The organism is Streptomyces sp. CCM_MD2014, from assembly GCF_000772045.1.
Classification (GTDB): Bacteria; Actinomycetota; Actinomycetes; order Streptomycetales; family Streptomycetaceae; genus Streptomyces; species Streptomyces salinarius.
This window is the reverse complement of record NZ_CP009754.1, coordinates 4,335,410-4,352,013: the sequence shown is the minus strand read 5'-3', so window position 1 is coordinate 4,352,013 and position 16,604 is coordinate 4,335,410. Positions and strand designations below refer to the sequence as shown.

The 16,604-nt window shown below is 70.9% G+C and carries 15 protein-coding genes and 1 tRNA gene; 2 read left to right on the top strand and 14 right to left on the bottom strand.

Annotated elements, in window-relative coordinates:
• The first annotated feature begins 4 nt into the window (after nt 1–4).
• A complete protein-coding gene (locus NI25_RS19155) occupies nt 5–757 on the top strand; it encodes a class E sortase (protein WP_061443614.1) in 753 nt (250 codons plus the stop codon).
• 91 nt (nt 758–848) lie between these two features.
• Here the strand turns inward: NI25_RS19155 and NI25_RS19150 are convergent, their stop codons facing one another.
• The 7 genes from NI25_RS19150 to fhaA all read right to left on the bottom strand — a co-directional run bounded on the left by NI25_RS19150 (nt 849) and on the right by fhaA (nt 10,232).
• Nucleotides 849–1,871, bottom strand: coding sequence for a restriction endonuclease (locus NI25_RS19150; protein WP_061443613.1), 1,023 nt, complete (start codon nt 1,869–1,871; stop codon nt 849–851).
• 152 nt (nt 1,872–2,023) lie between these two features.
• Entirely contained in the window at nt 2,024–4,039 is a 2,016-nt protein-coding gene (gene pknB / locus NI25_RS19145) for a Stk1 family PASTA domain-containing Ser/Thr kinase (RefSeq protein ID WP_061443612.1), read from the bottom strand.
• A gap of 190 nt (nt 4,040–4,229) precedes the next feature.
• The gene (locus NI25_RS19140) at nt 4,230–5,702 is read right to left on the bottom strand and encodes a peptidoglycan D,D-transpeptidase FtsI family protein (RefSeq protein ID WP_061443611.1); all 1,473 of its coding nucleotides are present in this window, start codon (nt 5,700–5,702) and stop codon (nt 4,230–4,232) included.
• Nucleotides 5,699–7,135, bottom strand: a complete 1,437-nt coding sequence (locus NI25_RS19135) for an FtsW/RodA/SpoVE family cell cycle protein (RefSeq protein WP_061443610.1) — start codon at nt 7,133–7,135, stop codon at nt 5,699–5,701. The genes NI25_RS19140 and NI25_RS19135 overlap by 4 nt, the downstream gene beginning before the upstream one ends.
• A gap of 27 nt (nt 7,136–7,162) precedes the next feature.
• On the bottom strand, nt 7,163–8,704 hold the full coding sequence (locus NI25_RS19130) for a Stp1/IreP family PP2C-type Ser/Thr phosphatase (protein WP_061446989.1): 1,542 nt from the start codon (nt 8,702–8,704) through the stop codon (nt 7,163–7,165).
• A gap of 141 nt (nt 8,705–8,845) precedes the next feature.
• A complete protein-coding gene (fhaB, locus tag NI25_RS19125; protein WP_061443609.1) occupies nt 8,846–9,361 on the bottom strand; it encodes an antibiotic biosynthesis regulator FhaB in 516 nt (171 codons plus the stop codon).
• Nucleotides 9,362–9,371: 10 nt separating this feature from the next.
• Nucleotides 9,372–10,232 (bottom strand): antibiotic biosynthesis regulator FhaA, encoded by an 861-nt coding sequence (fhaA, locus tag NI25_RS19120; RefSeq protein WP_061443608.1) that lies wholly within the window; start codon nt 10,230–10,232, stop codon nt 9,372–9,374.
• 564 nt (nt 10,233–10,796) lie between these two features.
• Between fhaA and NI25_RS19115 the strand changes: the two genes are divergently transcribed.
• A tRNA-Leu gene (locus tag NI25_RS19115) sits at nt 10,797–10,883 on the top strand.
• 146 nt (nt 10,884–11,029) lie between these two features.
• Here NI25_RS19115 and NI25_RS19110 read toward each other — a convergent pair.
• From NI25_RS19110 to NI25_RS19080, 7 genes are read right to left on the bottom strand one after another with little or no spacing between them, the layout of a single operon-like run.
• Entirely contained in the window at nt 11,030–11,356 is a 327-nt protein-coding gene (locus NI25_RS19110; RefSeq protein WP_061443607.1) for an acyl carrier protein, read from the bottom strand.
• 29 nt (nt 11,357–11,385) lie between these two features.
• Entirely contained in the window at nt 11,386–11,958 is a 573-nt protein-coding gene (locus NI25_RS19105) for a nuclear transport factor 2 family protein (RefSeq protein WP_061443606.1), read from the bottom strand.
• The gene (locus NI25_RS19100; RefSeq protein ID WP_228951463.1) at nt 11,955–12,185 is read right to left on the bottom strand and encodes an acyl-CoA carboxylase epsilon subunit; all 231 of its coding nucleotides are present in this window, start codon (nt 12,183–12,185) and stop codon (nt 11,955–11,957) included. Before NI25_RS19100 ends, NI25_RS19105 begins: the two co-directional genes overlap by 4 nt.
• 32 nt (nt 12,186–12,217) lie before the next feature.
• Nucleotides 12,218–13,837 carry an acyl-CoA carboxylase subunit beta gene (locus NI25_RS19095; RefSeq protein WP_061443604.1) on the bottom strand — a complete coding sequence of 540 codons (1,620 nt, stop codon included), beginning with the start codon at nt 13,835–13,837 and terminating at the stop codon, nt 12,218–12,220.
• Nucleotides 13,838–13,844: 7 nt separating this feature from the next.
• Complete coding sequence (locus NI25_RS19090) at nt 13,845–14,651, bottom strand: 4'-phosphopantetheinyl transferase family protein (protein WP_078884662.1); 807 nt, start codon at nt 14,649–14,651, stop codon at nt 13,845–13,847.
• A complete protein-coding gene (locus tag NI25_RS19085) occupies nt 14,648–15,097 on the bottom strand; it encodes an acyl carrier protein (RefSeq protein ID WP_061443603.1) in 450 nt (149 codons plus the stop codon). The genes NI25_RS19090 and NI25_RS19085 overlap by 4 nt, the downstream gene beginning before the upstream one ends.
• A gap of 46 nt (nt 15,098–15,143) precedes the next feature.
• Nucleotides 15,144–16,604, bottom strand: a complete 1,461-nt coding sequence (locus tag NI25_RS19080; RefSeq protein WP_061443602.1) for an MFS transporter — start codon at nt 16,602–16,604, stop codon at nt 15,144–15,146.

Genomic DNA, 16,604 nt, shown 5'->3' with positions numbered 1-16,604 from the left:
ACCAGTGGCATCGACCACCGACACGGAGCAGCAGGAGCACGCCGAGGCCCGCGGTCGCGGGCGGCGTCGTCCCGGACGGATCGTCGCGCAGGCGGTCAGCGTCTTCGGCGAACTGCTCATCACCGCGGGCCTGGTGATGGGGCTGTTCGTCGTCTACTCGCTGTGGTGGACCAACGTGGTCGCCGACCGGGCGGCGGACAAGCAGGCGGACAAGGTGCGGGACGACTGGGCCCAGGACCGGGTGGGTCCGGACGGCCCGGGGGCGCTCGACACCAAGGCGGGCATCGGCTTTCTGCACGTCCCGGCGATGGGGGACGGCGACATCCTGGTGGAGAAGGGCACGTCGATGAAGATCCTCAACGACGGCGTGGCCGGCTACTACACCGACCCGGTCAAGGCGACGCTGCCCGCCTCGGGCAAGAAGGGCAACTTCTCGCTCGCCGCCCACCGGGACGGGCACGGGGCGAGGTTCCACAACATCGACAAGATCGAGAAGGGCGACCCGATCGTCTTCGAGACGAAGGACACGTGGTACGTGTACAAGACGTACGCCGTCCTGCCCGAGACGTCGAAGTTCAACGTCGACGTCCTCGACGCCGTCCCCAAGGAGTCCGGCAAGAAGAAGGCCGGCCACTACATCACCCTGACGACCTGCACCCCGGTCTACACGAGCCGCTACCGGTACGTGGTCTGGGGCGAGCTGGTCCGCACGGAGAAGGTGGACGGGGAGCGGACGCCGCCCAAGGAACTGCGCTGACTGATCTCCTCGTGTGAGGTCGGTCCCCTAACATGGCGAAGGCCCGAAGCCGCAACTTGCTCTTGCGGCTTCGGGCCTCTTGCCGTGGTGCCTAGCGGAGCGCCTTGAGGCGCACCCCGGCGCTCCAGGCCTCCAGCTCGTCGCGGTTCACGGTGGTGACGCCGCTGAGCTTGGCGATCGCCTCCGACTCGTGACTGAAGTTGCAGGTGGCGACGAAGAGCGCGATGTCGACGTGGTCGATGGCGCGTGCCGCCCCGGCGAACTTCTGCATGTCCGCACTGGGCACGGTCCAGCGGCCGGCCCGGTTCTTGCACTGGACGGCCACGGTGCGTCCGTCGGCGGTGCGGCCGGTGATGTCGATACCCCGGTCGGTGCGGGCCTTCCGTACGACGACGTCGACGCATCCGTCGCGCCGCAGCAGTTCGGCGACGTGATGCTCGAAGGCCTGCCATGTCATGGCCTTGATCTTTGCCCTGACGTCGTCGTCGGGGGTGTCGCCTTCGAGGGCGGCGAGGCGTTTGTGGTGCCAGCAGAGTTTGCGCTCCACGTTCTCGATGTCTTCGCGGAGCTCGATCAGCTCGTGGCGGTGTTCGCCGGAGGCGGCGATCAGGGCGTTGAACATTGGCACGACAGTCCGGCCGAGGATGTGGGTGATGCGCTGGTCGATGCGGGAGTCGAGGGCGGCGGAACCTGTCGGGACCGGGTTTTCCACAGGCTGTGTGCGGGCCAGGTACTCCATGTTCAGGAGGTAGACACGCACCTGACGTGCGATTTCGCTGTCTCGGAGGAGCATGGCGACGTTGAGGACGGCGCGTCGGGGGTACAGCGCGAGTGAGCGGGAGCGCGACTGGATTCCACTGGCCCTCTTGAAGAGGGCCAGTTGTGTACCCGTCAAGACGTGGTAGCCACTGTCGTGCAGCTCCTCCCGATGGTCCTCCACGACGGACTCAAGCGTCTTAACGGTTACGTTGAAGTACGTCGCCACCATCGCCGTCGTCACGTGCATGCCGTCCGGCAATAGGGACAGCGCCTTGACGCGGTCGAGTACGTCGGTGCGGTCCAGGACGCTGCTGCGCAGGGCCGGTGATTCCAGTAGGGCGGTCTCACTGATCACGGTTGTCCTCCGGGGCGGGTCGTGTGGTCACCCGGAGTCAACGAGTCATGAGATACGAAGACACGATCGACGCGTGTCGGTCTGTACGACGGAGCCCCGGCCCTCAGCTTGGCTGAGGGCCGGGGCTCCGGACGGACGGTCGGGCAGGCGGGTCAGTCGCGGCCGGGGAGGCCGCCGATGATGCCGCCGTTGCCGTTCCCGCCGTCGTTGTTGCCGCCGTTTCCGCCCACCGTGGTGAGGGTGATCTGCGTGGCGGCCGGGTCGTCGACCTCGCTGTTGGCGGGCGGGTTCTGCCCTATGACGACCGCGTTGCCGTCGTTCGGGCCGTTGACCTGGATGTTGGTGAAGCCGGCCTGCTGCAGGGTCTGCTGGGCCTGCCCCAGGGGCGTGCCGAGCTTGATCTCGGGCACCTTCTTCTTCTCCACGGCCTTGCCGACGACGATCGTGACCTTGGAGCCCGGGTCGACCTGCTGGTTCGCCTGCGGCGTGGTGGAGATGACCCTGTCCACCTGGTTCGGGTCGTTGGTCGGCTGGTCCGTGCAGGTGGCTTCCAGGCCGCTGTTCTCCATCTGGGCCTTGGCCTCGTCACAGGTGCGGCCGATGACGTCCGGCACCGTGGCCTTCTCCTCGGCCTTGGCGACCTCCAGGGTCACCGTGGAGCCCTTCTCCAGCTCCTTGCCCGGGTCGGGGTTCTGGCTGAGGACCGTGCCCTCGTCCTGGGAGGACTCGGTCTGCTTGGTCTCGACCTTGAAGCCCTTGTCCTCGAGCTGCTTGGTGGCCTCGTCGACGTTCTTGCCGATCACGTTGTCGACGGCGACCTTGGGCGCGCCCGTGGAGACCACCAGGTTGACGGCGGAGTCCTTGTCGACCGAGGTGCCCTGCTCGGGGTCCTGGGAGCAGACGTTGCCCTTCTTCTGGTCCTCGCAGGGCTTCTGCTCGACCGTGCCCAGCTTGAGGTCGGCGTTGGTGAGCAGTTTCTCGGCGTCGTCCTGTGTCTGGCCGACCAGGGCGGGCACCTCGGCCGTGCCGTTGCCCGGTCCTCCGTCGCCGCTGAAGGCGTACCGGCCGATCAGGATGGCGCCGACGAGGACGAGGATGCCGGCCAGGACCAGGAGGATCGTGGAGGTGTTCTTCTTGCGGGGCTGCTGGCGGCGCCGGTCGGGGCGGTCGTCGTAGCCGTAGCCGCCGTCGTCCGGGTTCATGGGCGGCAGCATGGTCGTGGCGCCGGCGCCCGCGTCGGAGCGCAGGGCGGTGGTCGGCTGGTCGTCGGGGTAGGCGCCGTATCCGCCGGCGGCCATGGCGCCCATCGCGGCGGTGGCGCCGACGGGCTGGCCGTCGAGGCAGGCCTCGATGTCGGCGCGCATCTCGTCGGCCGACTGGTAGCGGTAGTCCGGGTCCTTGACCAGGGCCTTCAGTACGATCGCGTCCATTTCGGGCGTGATCTCGGGGTCGAAGACGCTCGGCGCCTGCGGTTCCTCGCGCACGTGCTGGTAGGCGACCGCGACCGGGGAGTCGCCGACGAAGGGCGGACGGACCGTGAGCAGCTCGTAGAGCAGGCAGCCCGTGGAGTAGAGGTCGGACCGGGCGTCGACCTGTTCGCCCTTGGCCTGCTCCGGGGAGAGGTACTGGGCGGTGCCGATCACGGCGGCGGTCTGGGTCATCGTCATGCCGGAGTCGCCCATGGCGCGGGCGATGCCGAAGTCCATGACCTTGACCTGGCCGTTGCGTGTGAGCATGACGTTGGCCGGCTTGATGTCGCGGTGGACGATGCCGGCCCGGTGCGAGTACTCCAGGGCCTGGAGGATGCCGATGGTCATCTCCAGCGTCCGCTCGGGCAGCAGCTTGCGGCCGGAGTGGAGCAGCTCACGGAGGGTGGACCCGTCGACGTACTCCATGACGATGTACGGGATCGACACGTTGTCGATGTAGTCCTCGCCCGTGTCGTACACCGCCACGATCGCGGGATGGTTGAGCGAGGCGGCCGACTGGGCCTCCCGGCGGAAGCGGGCCTGGAAGGACGGGTCGCGCGCGAGGTCCGCGCGGAGCGTCTTCACCGCCACGGTGCGGCCGAGCCGGGTGTCGTGCGCGAGGTAGACCTCCGCCATGCCACCACGGCCGAGCACCTGGCCCAGCTCGTACCGGCCGCCGAGGCGACGCGGCTCTTCCATGGTTACCTACCAGCCCTCTCCGTCGGTCCCGACCGGCATGCTTGTACGGTCGGAGGCTGCCGTCCGGCCTACCGTACCCGGCTCGCTCCGGGCCCCTTGGCCGAGCCGGGCAGCCGATACAGGACCGGTATCGCAACGTGCGCCGATGTGAAGCGGACGTGACGGGAGTCACGTCCCGTTCATGGCGCGGTCACTTCTTGCTGTCGATGACGGCCTCCATGACGTCCTTCGCGATCGGTGCCGCGAGGCCGCCGCCGGAGATGTCGTCGCGGACGGCGTTCTCGTCCTCGATCACCACGGCCACGGCGACGGGCGAGCTGCCGTCGTCGGTCTTGGCGTACGAGATGAACCAGGCGTACGGGTTCTCGCTGTTGTCGACACCGTGCTGTGCGGTACCGGTCTTGCCACCCACCGTGACGCCGTCGATCTGCGCGTTGGTTCCCGTGCCGTCCTTGACGACGGTCTCCATCATGGACTGGAGGATCTGGGCGTTGTCCGCGGACAGCGGCTTGCTCATCTCCTCGGGGTCCGTCTTCTCGATGGTGTCGAGGTTGGGGGCCTGGAGCGCGTCGACCATGTAGGGCTTCATCAGGGTGCCGTTGTTGGCGATGGCCGAGGTGACCATGGCCATCTGCAGCGGGGTGGCGGCGGTGTTGTACTGGCCGATGGAGGAGAGCGCGACCTGGGAGTCGTTCATGTCGTCGGAGAAGACGGAGGCGCTGGAGCGGACCGGGACGAACTGCTCCTCGGTGAAGCCGAACTTCTTGGCGGTCTCCAGCATGTCGTCGTTGCCGAGGTCGTAGCCGACCTTGCCGAAGACGGTGTTGCAGGAGACGCGCAGGGCCTCGCGGAGGGTGGCGTCCTCGCAGGGGAGGTTGCCCTCGTTCTTCAGCTCGGTGGTGGTGCCGGGCATGGTCCAGGGCAGCGGGGAGTCGGTCTTCTCGTCGGCGGACTTGTACAGGCCGTGTTCCAGGGCCGCGGCGGCGGTGACCACCTTGAAGGTGGAGCCGGGCGGGTAGACCTCGCGCAGCGCCCGGTTGAGCATCGGGTCGTCGGGGTTGTTCTTCTTCTGGAGCCTGTTCCAGGCCTCGCCGGCCGCGTTGTCGCTGCCCGCGATCGTGGTGGGGTCGTACGAGGGGTACGAGGCCATGGAGAGGATCTTGCCGGTGGACGGTTCGATCGCGACGACGGCTCCCTTGGCGCCCTGCTTCTTCAGGCCGTCGTAGGCGGCCTTCTGGGCGGCGGCGTTGAGGGTGGTGACGACGTTGCCGCCTTCGCGCTTCTCGCCCGTGATCATGTCGAGGGTGTTGCGGAAGAAGAGCCGGTCGTCGTTGCCGGTGAGGATGCCGTCGTCGATGGCCTCGAGCTGGGTGGCGCCGTAGGCCTGGGAGACGTAGCCGGTGACGGGCGCCCACATGGCGCCGTCCTTGTAGGTGCGCTTGTACTTGAAGTCGCCCTCGGTGGTGGCGTGTGAGGTGATGGCCTTGCCGTCGACGATGATGTCGCCGCGGGGGCTGGCGTACCGCTCGATGGCGACGCGGCGGTTGTGCTCGTCCTCCTTGAGCTCGTCGGCCTGGACGTACTGGAGCCAGTTGTCCCGGATGAGCAGGGTGAGGACGAGGAGGCCGCAGAAGATCGCGATTCGGCGCAGTGGCTTGTTCACGGTCGGACCACCTGGGTCATCTCGGCGTCGGGGTTGGCGGGCGCGGCGGGCGCCGGCCTGCGCGCGGTGTCGCTGATGCGCAGCAGGATGCCGATCAACGCCCAGTTGGCGATGACGGAGGAGCCGCCGTAGGCCAGGAAGGGCATGGTCATACCGGTGAGCGGGATGAGGCCCATGACACCGCCGGCGACGACGAAGACCTGGAGGGCGAAGGCGCCGGAGAGGCCGATGGCGAGGAGCTTGCCGAAGGGGTCGCGGGCGGCGAGGGCGGTGCGTACGCCGCGTTCCACGATCAGGGCGTAGAGCAGGAGCAGGGCCATCAGGCCGGCGAGGCCGAGTTCCTCGCCGAAGGTGGCGAGGATGAAGTCGGAGTTGGCGGCGAAGCGGATCAGCTCGGAGTGGCCCTGGCCCCAGCCGGTGCCGAGGGTGCCGCCGGAGCCGAAGGCCCACAGGGCCTGCATGGCCTGCTCGGAGTGGCCGACCTGGTTGGCGCGGGAGAGCATGAACTCCCGCATCGGGTCGAGCCAGGCGTCGACGCGCTGCTGGATGTGGGGCTCGAAGCTGGCCACGCCCACGGCGCCGACGGCGGACATCATCAGGCCGAAGACGATCCAGCTGGTCCGCTCGGTGGCCACGTACAGCATGATCACGAACATGCCGAAGAACAGCAGCGAGGTGCCGAGGTCGGTCTCGAAGACCAGGATGAGGATCGAGACCATCCAGACGACCAGGATGGGGCCGAGGTCGCGCCCGCGGGGCAGGTAGAGGCCCATGAAGCGGCGGCTGGCCAGGGCGAGCGCGTCGCGTTTCACCATGAGGTAGCCGGCGAAGAAGATCGCCAGGACGATTTTGGCGAATTCACCGGGCTGGATGGAGAAGGAGCCGACCTGGATCCAGATCTTGGCGCCGTAGATGTTCTTGCCGAGGCCCGGCACGAGCGGGAGCAGCAGCAGGAACAGCGCGGTGACCATGGAGATGTAGGTGTAGCGCTGCAGGACGCGGTGGTCCTTGAGGAAGATCATCACGGCGACGAACAGGGCGATGCCCATCGCGGTGTACATCAGCTGGCGGGGCGCGGCGGTGCCGGCCTGCTTGATGTCCTGGAGCAGTTCGGACTGGTCCAGGCGCCAGATGGCGACGAGTCCGAGTCCGTTGAGGAGGGTGGCCAGCGGCAGCAGCAGCGGGTCGGCGTACGGCGCGAACTTGCGGACGACGAGGTGGCCGACGCCGGCCAGCAGGCCGAGGCCGAAGCCGTAGCTCAGCAGCCCTGCGGGCACCTCGTCGTTGATGGCCAGGCCCACGTTGGCGTAGGCGAAGACCGGGATGAGGACGGCGAACACGAGCAGAGCCAGCTCGGTGTTGCGCCGGCTCGGGGCGCCGATGGCGCCGATCGTGGACGTGTGGTGCGTCGACGGGTTGGTAGTACTGCTCATCGTGTGACGGGGCCTCTCACGGCTTGCCTACTGCTGCTTACCGCACAGCGAGACGACCTTCTGTTCTTCCTCCGAGAGGGTCGGGCCTGAGCCTGGAGTGGGTGCGGTCGTGGACGGGGACTCGGACGATTCGGGTGCCTTGGCCGATCCCGAGGGGTTCGGGCTCGGTGACGCCTTGGACGTGAAGGAGGCGGTGCTGGTTCCCGTGGTGCCTCCGGCCTCGCCCTCGCCCGTCTTCGCGTTCTTCTCGGTCGCCGCGGAGCGCCGCTCGGCCTGCTTCTTGCAGGCGGAGGCCTGGACCGCCAGTTCCTCGATCTTGGCCCGGGCGTCGTTGAGGTCGCTCTCGGGGATGGTCGCCTCGACCAGTTTCTGCTGGTAGGGCGGCAGGTACTTGAGTTCGATCTCGGGGTGGTCCTTCTGGACCTTGGAGAGCGAGACCCAGGCGAGGTCCTGGCTGATGCCCCGGTACAGCGCGAGGTGGTCGTCGTTGGTGCCGACGTAGTACTGGGTCTGGGTCCAGCGCCAGCCGCCGTAGGTGCCGCCGCCGATGACGGCGAGGGCGAGGACGGTGTAGAGGGACCGCTTGAGCCACTTGCGGTTCTTGCGGGGTTTGACGAAGTCGTCGGGGCCGTAGTCGTCGAAGCCGCCGGTGGGGATGAAGCCGGTGACGTCGCCGCTGCCGGGCGGGCCGAACTCGCCGCCCCCGCCGCGCGGCCGGCCGAGACCGGCGGCGCGGCCGGCCGGGGTCTGCATGATGCCGTTGTCGCCCGTCTGGGCCTGGTTCTCGGCGACGGCGCCGACGACCACGGGGGTGTCGGACAGCTGGGCGGCGAGGGTGTCGCCGGTGTCGAGGTCGAGGACGTCGGCGACGATGACGGTGATGTTGTCCGGGCCGCCGCCGCGCAGGGCGAGCTGGATCAGCTCCTGGACGGTCTCCTGGGGGCCCTGGTAGCTGGCGAGGGTGTCCTCCATCGTCTGGTGGGAGACGACGCCGGAGAGTCCGTCGGAGCAGATGAGGTAGCGGTCGCCGGCCCGGACCTCGCGGATGGACAGGTCGGGTTCGACGTGGTCGCCGCTGCCGAGGGCGCGCATGAGCAGGGAGCGCTGCGGGTGGGTGCCCGCCTCCTCCTCGGTGATGCGGCCCTCGTCGACGAGGCGCTGCACCCAGGTGTGGTCCTGGGTGATCTGGGTGAGGACGCCGTCGCGCAGGAGGTAGGCGCGGGAGTCGCCGACGTGGACCATGCCCAGGCGCTGCCCGGTCCACAGCAGGGCGGTGAGGGTGGTGCCCATGCCCTCCAGGGCGGGGTCCTCCTCGACCATCTGCCGCAGCTGGTCGTTGGCGCGCTGGACGGCGGCGCCGAGCGAGGTGAGGACGTCGGAGCCGGGTACGTCGTCGTCGAGGGCGACGATGGTGGAGATCACCTCGGAGGAGGCGACCTCGCCGGCGGCCTGGCCGCCCATGCCGTCGGCGATGGCGAGCAGGCGGGGACCGGCGTAGCCGGAGTCCTCGTTGCCCTCGCGGATCATGCCCTTGTGGGAACCGGCGGCGAAGCGCAGTGACAGACTCATGCGCACCTCGCCCGTCGGCTCCGACTGCAGCCGGTCGTGTCGAGCCACACTGCCCACCCTCCGGTCGGGAGCGCGCCGGGGCCCGGGGTGCCGGCCGCCGCTGCGTGCTCGCTCCGCTCGCGCTCATTCATTGGTGTAGCACTACTTCCGCAGCTCGATGACGGTCTTGCCGATGCGGATCGGCGCCCCCGGGCCAATCGGGGTGGGGGTCGTCAGCCGGGTCCGGTCCAGGTAGGTGCCGTTGGTGGAGCCCAGGTCCTCGACGATCCACTGGCCGTTCTGGTCCGGGTAGATCCTGGCATGGCGGCTGGAGGCGTAGTCGTCGTCCAGCACGATCGTCGAGTCGTGGGCCCGGCCGAGCGTGATGGTCTGGCCCTGGAGGGCGACGGTGGTGCCGGTGAGGGTGCCCTCCGTCACGACCAGCTTGGTGGGCGCGCCCCGGCGGCCGCGGCCGCCGGACTGCTGGCGCTGCTGCGGAGGCGCCTGGCCCTGGCGCGTGGCGGTCTGCTGCGGTCGGCCGGCGTCGCGCCGTGCGCCGCGCTGGGTGACCCGCGTACCGAACAGGTCGCTGCGGATGACCTGCACGGCCACGATCACGAACAGCCACAGTACGGCGAGAAAACCCAGCCGCATGACCGTGAGGGTCAGCTCTGACATTGCCCCCGGATCACCCTTCGGCTTGCCTGTAGATAACGGTGGTGCTGCCCACGACGATCCGCGAGCCGTCGCGGAGCGTAGCGCGGGTGGTGTGCTGCCCGTCCACCACGATGCCGTTGGTGGAGCCGAGATCCTGGATCGTCGAGGGCGTTCCGGTCCGGATCTCGCAGTGCCGGCGGGAGACGCCGGGGTCGTCGATCCGCACGTCGGCCTCGGTGCTGCGGCCCAGCACGAGCGTCGCGCGGGAGATCTGGTGGCGGGTGCCGTTGATCTCGATCCAGTGGCGGGTGCGTCCGCCGGGGGCGGGCGTGGCCGGGGGCTGGGGGCCGCCGGCGGGCTGCGGGTAGCCGTAGCCGCCGGGGCGGCCGCCGGGCGGCGGCGCGGACGGCATGGGCGGGGCGCCCGCGGGGGCGGCCGGCGGGTAGCCGTACCCGCCGCCGGGTCCGGCGGGCCGTGCCGGGGGCGCGGCGGGGGCCGGGCCGCCCTGGTGGCTGCTGGAGGAGGCGAGGGTGCGGCTGCGCACCCGGTACAGGCCGGTGTCGAGGTCGTCGGCCTTCTCCAGGTGGACCTTGATCGGTCCCATGAAGGTGTAGCGCTGCTGTTTGGCGTAGTCGCGGACCATGCCGGCCAGCTCGTCGCCGAGCTGGCCGGAGTAGGGGCTGAGGCGCTCGTAGTCGGGCGTGCTCAGTTCCACGATGAAGTCGTTGGGCACGACGGTGCGGTCGCGGTTCCAGATGGTCGCGTTGTTGTCGCATTCACGCTGAAGCGCTCCCGCGATCTCCACGGGCTGCACCTCGGACTTGAAGACCTTTGCGAAGGTGCCGTTGACCAGGCCTTCGAGCCGCTGCTCGAACTTCTTCAGGACTCCCATGGGGCACCTCCTCCGTCGCTGCCGTCCTGTCCGCTGCCACTGTCCTGCGTAGTGCTGTGCTGCGTACTGCTGCCTTGCCTGCTGCTGCCTTGCGCGGTGCCGCTCCGCGTCGTGCGGTGCGTGCGCGCACTGCCCACCTGGTACTGCTTACTGATCGTATCCACGCGCCGGTCGATCGGCTGGTTCCCCCTGTCGGCCCGGTCGACGGGTGTCGACGCCTCTCGGAGTTCCCGCGTTCCCGCCGGAGCTCTTCTTCGAACTCCCGCGGGCCCTTCGGGTGTGCTCCCTCAGGTACTCATGCCCAGGATCGTAGAGGCGGCCGCAGACCAGTGTCCCGCACCTGACCGCGGTCCCCTACCGGCTCCTGGGGAGACGGGCCGGACCGGTACGAGGTTGATACGTGAACGGCCACGGACGGGGACGAGTGCCCGAAGGAGGGCGGGCGCCCCGGTCCGCACCGGTCCGCCCGGGGAAAGGGATGTGAATCGACCCCTTCCAGCGTGCTAATGTTCTCGTGTCGGAAGGCGCCGGACCGCAAGGAAAGGCCCGGAAGACACACCCAATGCGCGGGTGGCGGAATAGGCAGACGCGCTGGATTCAGGTTCCAGTGCCCGCAAGGGCGTGGGGGTTCAACTCCCCCCTCGCGCACCACGGAGCATGTCAGATGCTCTGGACACGCAAAAGACGGGGCGGCATCGCGAAGATGCCGCCCCGTTCTGCTGTGCGCCGGGAAGCGTGGGAGAGCGCTCCCGGGTTCTGAGACTTTACTCACAGGGCCGCCGTCCGGTGGCCGGTGATCAGGCGGTGGCCTCCTCGGACGTCTCCTGCTCCGTCGTGGTGCTGAGGACGGCGGCGAGTTCCCCGACGGTCTGTTCCCGCAGCAGGTGGTGCGAGGGGACGGGGACTCCCAGCGCCGACTCCAGGGTGCGCTGGAGGGCGAGCGCGGTCAGCGAGTCGATGCCCTGGGCGTACAGCGGCCGGGTCAGGGAGACCCGGTGGGCCGGCGGGACGTGGAGGTGGGGTGCCAGGCTGCGGCACAGGAACGTCTCGAAGGCCCGCACGCGGGCCGCGCCGTGGAGGCCCCGCAGGGCGTCGGTGTCGAGGGTGACGGGGTTGCCCGGCACGGTGGTGTCCTTTCGTCGGTGTCGGTCGGTCAGGTGCGGGGGCGTGGCTGGGAGGTGCGCAGGGCGCGCGCCTCGGGGCCGGGGCGCGGGCCGGCCCCGTCCGACCACGTCAGGTGGAACCGCCAGCGGTGGATCCGCCAGCCGTCCGGGGTGCGTACCGCCTCGGCCTCGCTGTGTCCGCCGATGTCGAAGCGGCCGCCGGGGTCGGGGCCGTCCTCGTGGTGCACGTGCGAGGCGACGAGGTGGACGCGGATCCGGGCCGTGTCTCCGTCCGTGGTGATGCCGTAGTTGGACGCCAGGTGATGGGTCCGGGCGAACCGGGACTTGCGGTCGAAGTGGAAGGCGGCCGCGCCCTCCCGTCCTTCCAGCGTGCCGACGGGGAACTCCAGCAGGCAGTCCTCGGTGAAGACCCCGGCCGGCCAGCCGTCGTCGAAACCGTGCTCGTCCTGGGTGTCCAGCAGGGTGACGTAGCGGTCGACCAGTTCGGCGATCTCCGTGCGGTCGCTCAGTGCCCGCACCTGGGCGCGCAGGGCGTCGAACTCGGCCCGGGCGAGGGTGACCGTGTCCGGGTCGGCGGCGGGGCCGGAGGGTGGGCGGGTCATGGGGAGAGGTCCTTTCCGGTGGGTGTGCGGCCGTGCGGGCCGCCGGCGGTGTGCCAGCCCCGGGGATCGCGGTGCACGGCGACGCGTTCCGGCCGGCGCCAGCCCGCGGTCGGCCGGGGGCGGGCCGGGCCGGACGGGGCGGCGCCGAGGGCGGCGGCGCGGGCGAGGAGGACGGCCGTGAGGGCGGCGATGTCGTCGGCGGTGGGCCGGCCCCGCAGAATCCGCACGACCGCGGTTCCGTCGGCGCCGTCCGCGCCGTTCACTGCGGGGGGTTGCCGTGTTTGCGGCACGGCAGGTCCGCCTGTTTGCCGCGCAGCATCGCCAGGGCGCCGGTGAGGGCGCGCCGCGTGTCCCGCGGGTCGATCACGTCGTCGATGAGGCCCCGTTCCGCGGCGTAGTACGGGTGCATCAGCTCCGCCTGGTACTCCTTGATCTTCTGGGCGCGGGTGCTCTCGGGGTCGTCCGACGCGGCGATCTCCCGGCGGAAGATGACGCCCGCGGCGCCCTCGGCGCCCATCACCGCGATCTCGTTGGAGGGCCAGGCCAGCGCCAGGTCGGAGCCGATGGAGCGGGAGTCCATCACGATGTACGCGCCGCCGTACGCCTTGCGCAGCACGAGGGAGATGCGCGGCACGGTGGCGTTGCAGTACGCGTACAGCAGCTTGGCGCCGCGCCGGATGATGCCGTTGTGCTCCTGGTCGACGCCGGGCAGGAAGCCAGGGACGTCGATCAGCGTCACCAGCGGGATGTTGAAGGCGTCGCAGAACTGCACGAACCGCGCGGCCTTCTCGCTCGCGTCGATGTCCAGGACGCCGGCGTACGAGGTGGGCTGGTTGGCGACGATGCCCACGACCTCGCCGTCGAGCCGGGACAGGGCGCACACCATGTTGGTCGCCCAGCCGGGGTGCACCTCGAAGTAGTCGCCGTCGTCCACGATCTCCTCGATGACGGCGCGGATGTCGTAGACCCGGCCGGGGTCGTCGGGGACGATCTCCAGCAGCCGGTCGGTGCGCCGTCCGGCCGGGTCGGAGCCGGGCGCGGCCGGTGGCAGTTCGCGGTTGTTGGAGGGCAGCAGGGACAGCAGGTGGCGCACGTCCTCCAGGCAGGTGCGCACGTCGTCGTAGGCGAAGTGGGCGACGCCGGAGGAGGTGGCGTGGACGTCGGCGCCGCCGAGGGCGTCCTGGCTGATCTCCTCGCCCGTCACCGCCTTCACCACGTCCGGCCCGGTGATGAACATCTGCGCGATGTCGCGGACCATGAAGACGAAGTCGGTCAGTGCCGGTGAGTAGGCGGCGCCGCCGGCGCACGGCCCGAGCATCACGCTGATCTGCGGGATCACGCCGGACGCCTTGGTGTTGCGCTGGAAGATGCCGCCGTAGCCGGCGAGCGCCGAGACGCCCTCCTGGATGCGGGCGCCCGCCCCGTCGTTGAGCGACACCAGGGGCGCGCCGGCCGCGACGGCCATGTCCATGATCTTGTGGATCTTCAGTGCGTGGGCTTCGCCGAGGGCGCCGCCGAACACCCGGAAGTCGTGGGCGTACACGAAGACCGTGCGTCCGTGGACGGTGCCCCAACCGGTGATCACTCCATCGGTGTAGGGGCGCTTCTTCTCCAGCCCGAAACCGGTGGCCCGGTGCCGGCGCAGCATCTCGATCTCGGTGAACGACCCCTCGTCGAGCAGGAGTTCGATTCGCTCGTGGGCGGTGAGCTTTCCCTTGGCGTGCTGCCGTTCGGTGGCCGTCGGGTCGCCGTGCCGGGCGGCCTGTTTGATCAGGCCGAGTTCCTCGATGCGTTCCTCGGCGCTCCACTGGCCCCGGTGCTCGCGCCGGTGCAGGGGTTGTCGTTCGGTCGTCTGGTCGGTTCTCTGGTCGGTCGTCATCGTCGTGTCACGCTCCCCAGTCGGATACGCGGGTGGTCACACCGCCGGCGGCCAGGTCCACCGACCCGTCGAGGTGTGTCGCGGTGGGCGGCAGCCAGCGCACGGCGACCCGTTCGGGCGGCGCGCCGCGCACGGCGACGGCGGCGTTGTGCCGGGGACCGGACGCCAGGTCGAGCAGCGCCCAGCCGGCCGGCCGGCGGCCCGGGTCGGCGCCCAGGTAGTCCCGGGCGGGGTCGCGGGACAGGCCGGTGCCCAGCGCTTTGAGGTAGGCCTCCTTGCGGGTCCAGATCCGGCCGAAGGCCAGGCGCCGCTCCTCGGCGCCCAGCCGGGCCAGCTCGATCTGCTCGCCGGGGTGCAGCGCCGCGGCGCACACCTCGACGGTCTCGGCCCGCGGCAGCCGCTCCACGTCCACGCCGAGCACGGCACGGGAGACGGCCACCACGGCCATCCCGTGGCTGTGCGCCAGGGAGAAGTGCAGCGGCGGGTCGGGGTGGCGGACGGCCGGTCTGCCGTGCGGTCCGGCGCACCCGGGGCAGGGCTCGCGCACGAACGGGACGTCCGCCGCCGGCATCCCCAGGTAGGCGCCGAGCAGCCGGCGCAGCGCGATGTGCGCGGACGCGTACGTGACCCCGTCGGCGGGGCGGACGAAGGAGGCGGTGCGCCGGCGTTCCGGCTCGCTCAGCTCGTCCAGAGCCAGCGTCCCGGCCGCCGTGTCCAGCCGGGGGCGGCGCACCAGCCACACGTCGAGGTGCCCGGGCAGCGGCAGCCGCGGCGCGCCGGCCGCGTCCGGCCGGTGCGCGAGCTGTCCTATCACGGTGTGCCCAGCACGTCGTGCGCGACGAGGTGGTCGCCGCGCCCGTCGTGCTTGTGGAGGCTGTCCCCGGGGCCGAGCTGCCCGGCCAGGCAGTCGATCAGCTCGGCGGCGCTGTTGGCCCGCAGCAGCCGGTTGAGATTGACGTCGACCCGCAGCACGGCCTCCATGCGGCGTTGCAGTTCCAGGCCGTTGATGGACCCGATGCCCAGGCTGTTCATGGGGCGCCCCACGGTGTCGATCGTGTCCGGGGGCACGCGCAGCACGCGGGCCAGCTCGCCCCGTACGTAGGCGTCGATGAGGCGGGTGCGCTCGGCCGGGTCGCACGCGGCGAGGTGGGCCAGGTCGGGTGGTTCCGGCTCGGCGACGTGGTCCCGTGCGAACTCGTAGTCGAGGTCGTCCAGGTCGTCGAGGTCGTCGAAGACCCAGTTCTTCGTTGTCAGATCCATGATCGCCCCCGTCGTGGAGTGGGTGGTGGAGGGGAAGGAGTGCTCGTCAGGTGCGGGGCGCGGCCGTGCGGTCCGCGGCGCCCGGACGGGCCAGTCCGAAGAGCGCGGTGAACAGGCCGAGACCGCCGAGCGCGGCCACCAGGACCAGCGCCGGGCGGCAGGCGGCGAGCCGCGCAGCGGGCCCGCCGTCCCCGCCCGCACCGGCGAGCAGCGCCGCGACCAGCGCGACCGCGAGGACCGCGGCGAGCTGTACGGCGGTCTGGTAGAGCCCGCTGCCCGCACCGCGGTCGGCGGGCGCCAGCTGGGAGGTGGCCTGCACGTTGAGCGCGGCGAAGGACAGCACGAAGCCCAGCCCCACCAGCAGCAGCGTCGGCAGCAGCCGCCCCGTGTAGTCCAGCGGCCAGCCGGACCGCAGTTGCAGCAGGCAGCCGGCGAACGCGCTGGCGGCACCGGCCGCGACCAGGCGCGGCGCGCCGAACCGGGCGATCAGCCGCCCCGAGGCGAGCGCGGTGAGCGCCGGCGGCACGGCGGCCGGCAGCAGGGCCGCGGCCGCGACCGGTGGTGACCAGCCGGCGAGGGTCTGCGTCTGGTACGTGAGGACGAACAGCAGCCCGAGATAGGAGCCGTTGAGGCAGGCCGCGCCGAGGGCCGACCGCAGCAGGGCCCCGCCGCGCAGCAGCCGGACCGGCAGCAGCGGGACCGGTGCGGCGCGTTCCAGCGCCCGGAACCACGCCAGCAGCAGGACCGCCGCCGCCACGGACCCGAGGAAGCGCGGGTCGCTCCAGCCGTGCCCGGGCAGCACGGTGACGCCGTGCACGAGGGCGAGCAGCGCGCCCGTGAGGGCGGCCGCGCTCCCCACGCCGTAGTGCCGGGGCGTGGCAGGGCGGCCGTCCGGCGGGCCGTCGCCGCCGGGCACCAGGCGCAGCGCGGCGGCGAAGAGCAGCAGGACGACGGGGGCCGGGAAGGCGAAGGCCAGCCGCCAGCTGTACGTGCTCAGCCAGCCGGACAGCAGCAGGCCCGCGGTGAACCCGCCGGCGCCGAAGAGGGTGTAGACCGACACCGCACGGCTGCGCGGACGGCCCTCGGGGAAGGCGGTGGAGATGATGGCCAGCCCCGTGGGAGCCGTCAGCGCGGCGCAGAACCCCTTGACGAGCCGGGTCGCGACGAGCAGCGCGGGTCCCTGGGCGAAGGCGCTGAGCAGGGAGGCGGCGGCGAACCCGAGGAGGGCCACCAGGTAGACCCGGCGGCGGCCCAGCAGGGCCACCAGCCGGGTGCCGAAGAGCATGAGGGCGCCGAAACCGGCGGCGAAGCCGGTCATCGCCCACTGCGCGCCGGTCAGGGGCAGCCCGAGGTCCGTGCCGATGGACGGCAGCGCCACGACCGCCACGGACACCTCGAGCGCGTCGATGAGCATGTTGCCGGCGAGGACCAGCAGCAGCCCCCACAGCCGGGGGCTCCACCGTCCTTCCCCGGCGTCGGCCACCGGCCCGGGAACGGTCCTGGTCAC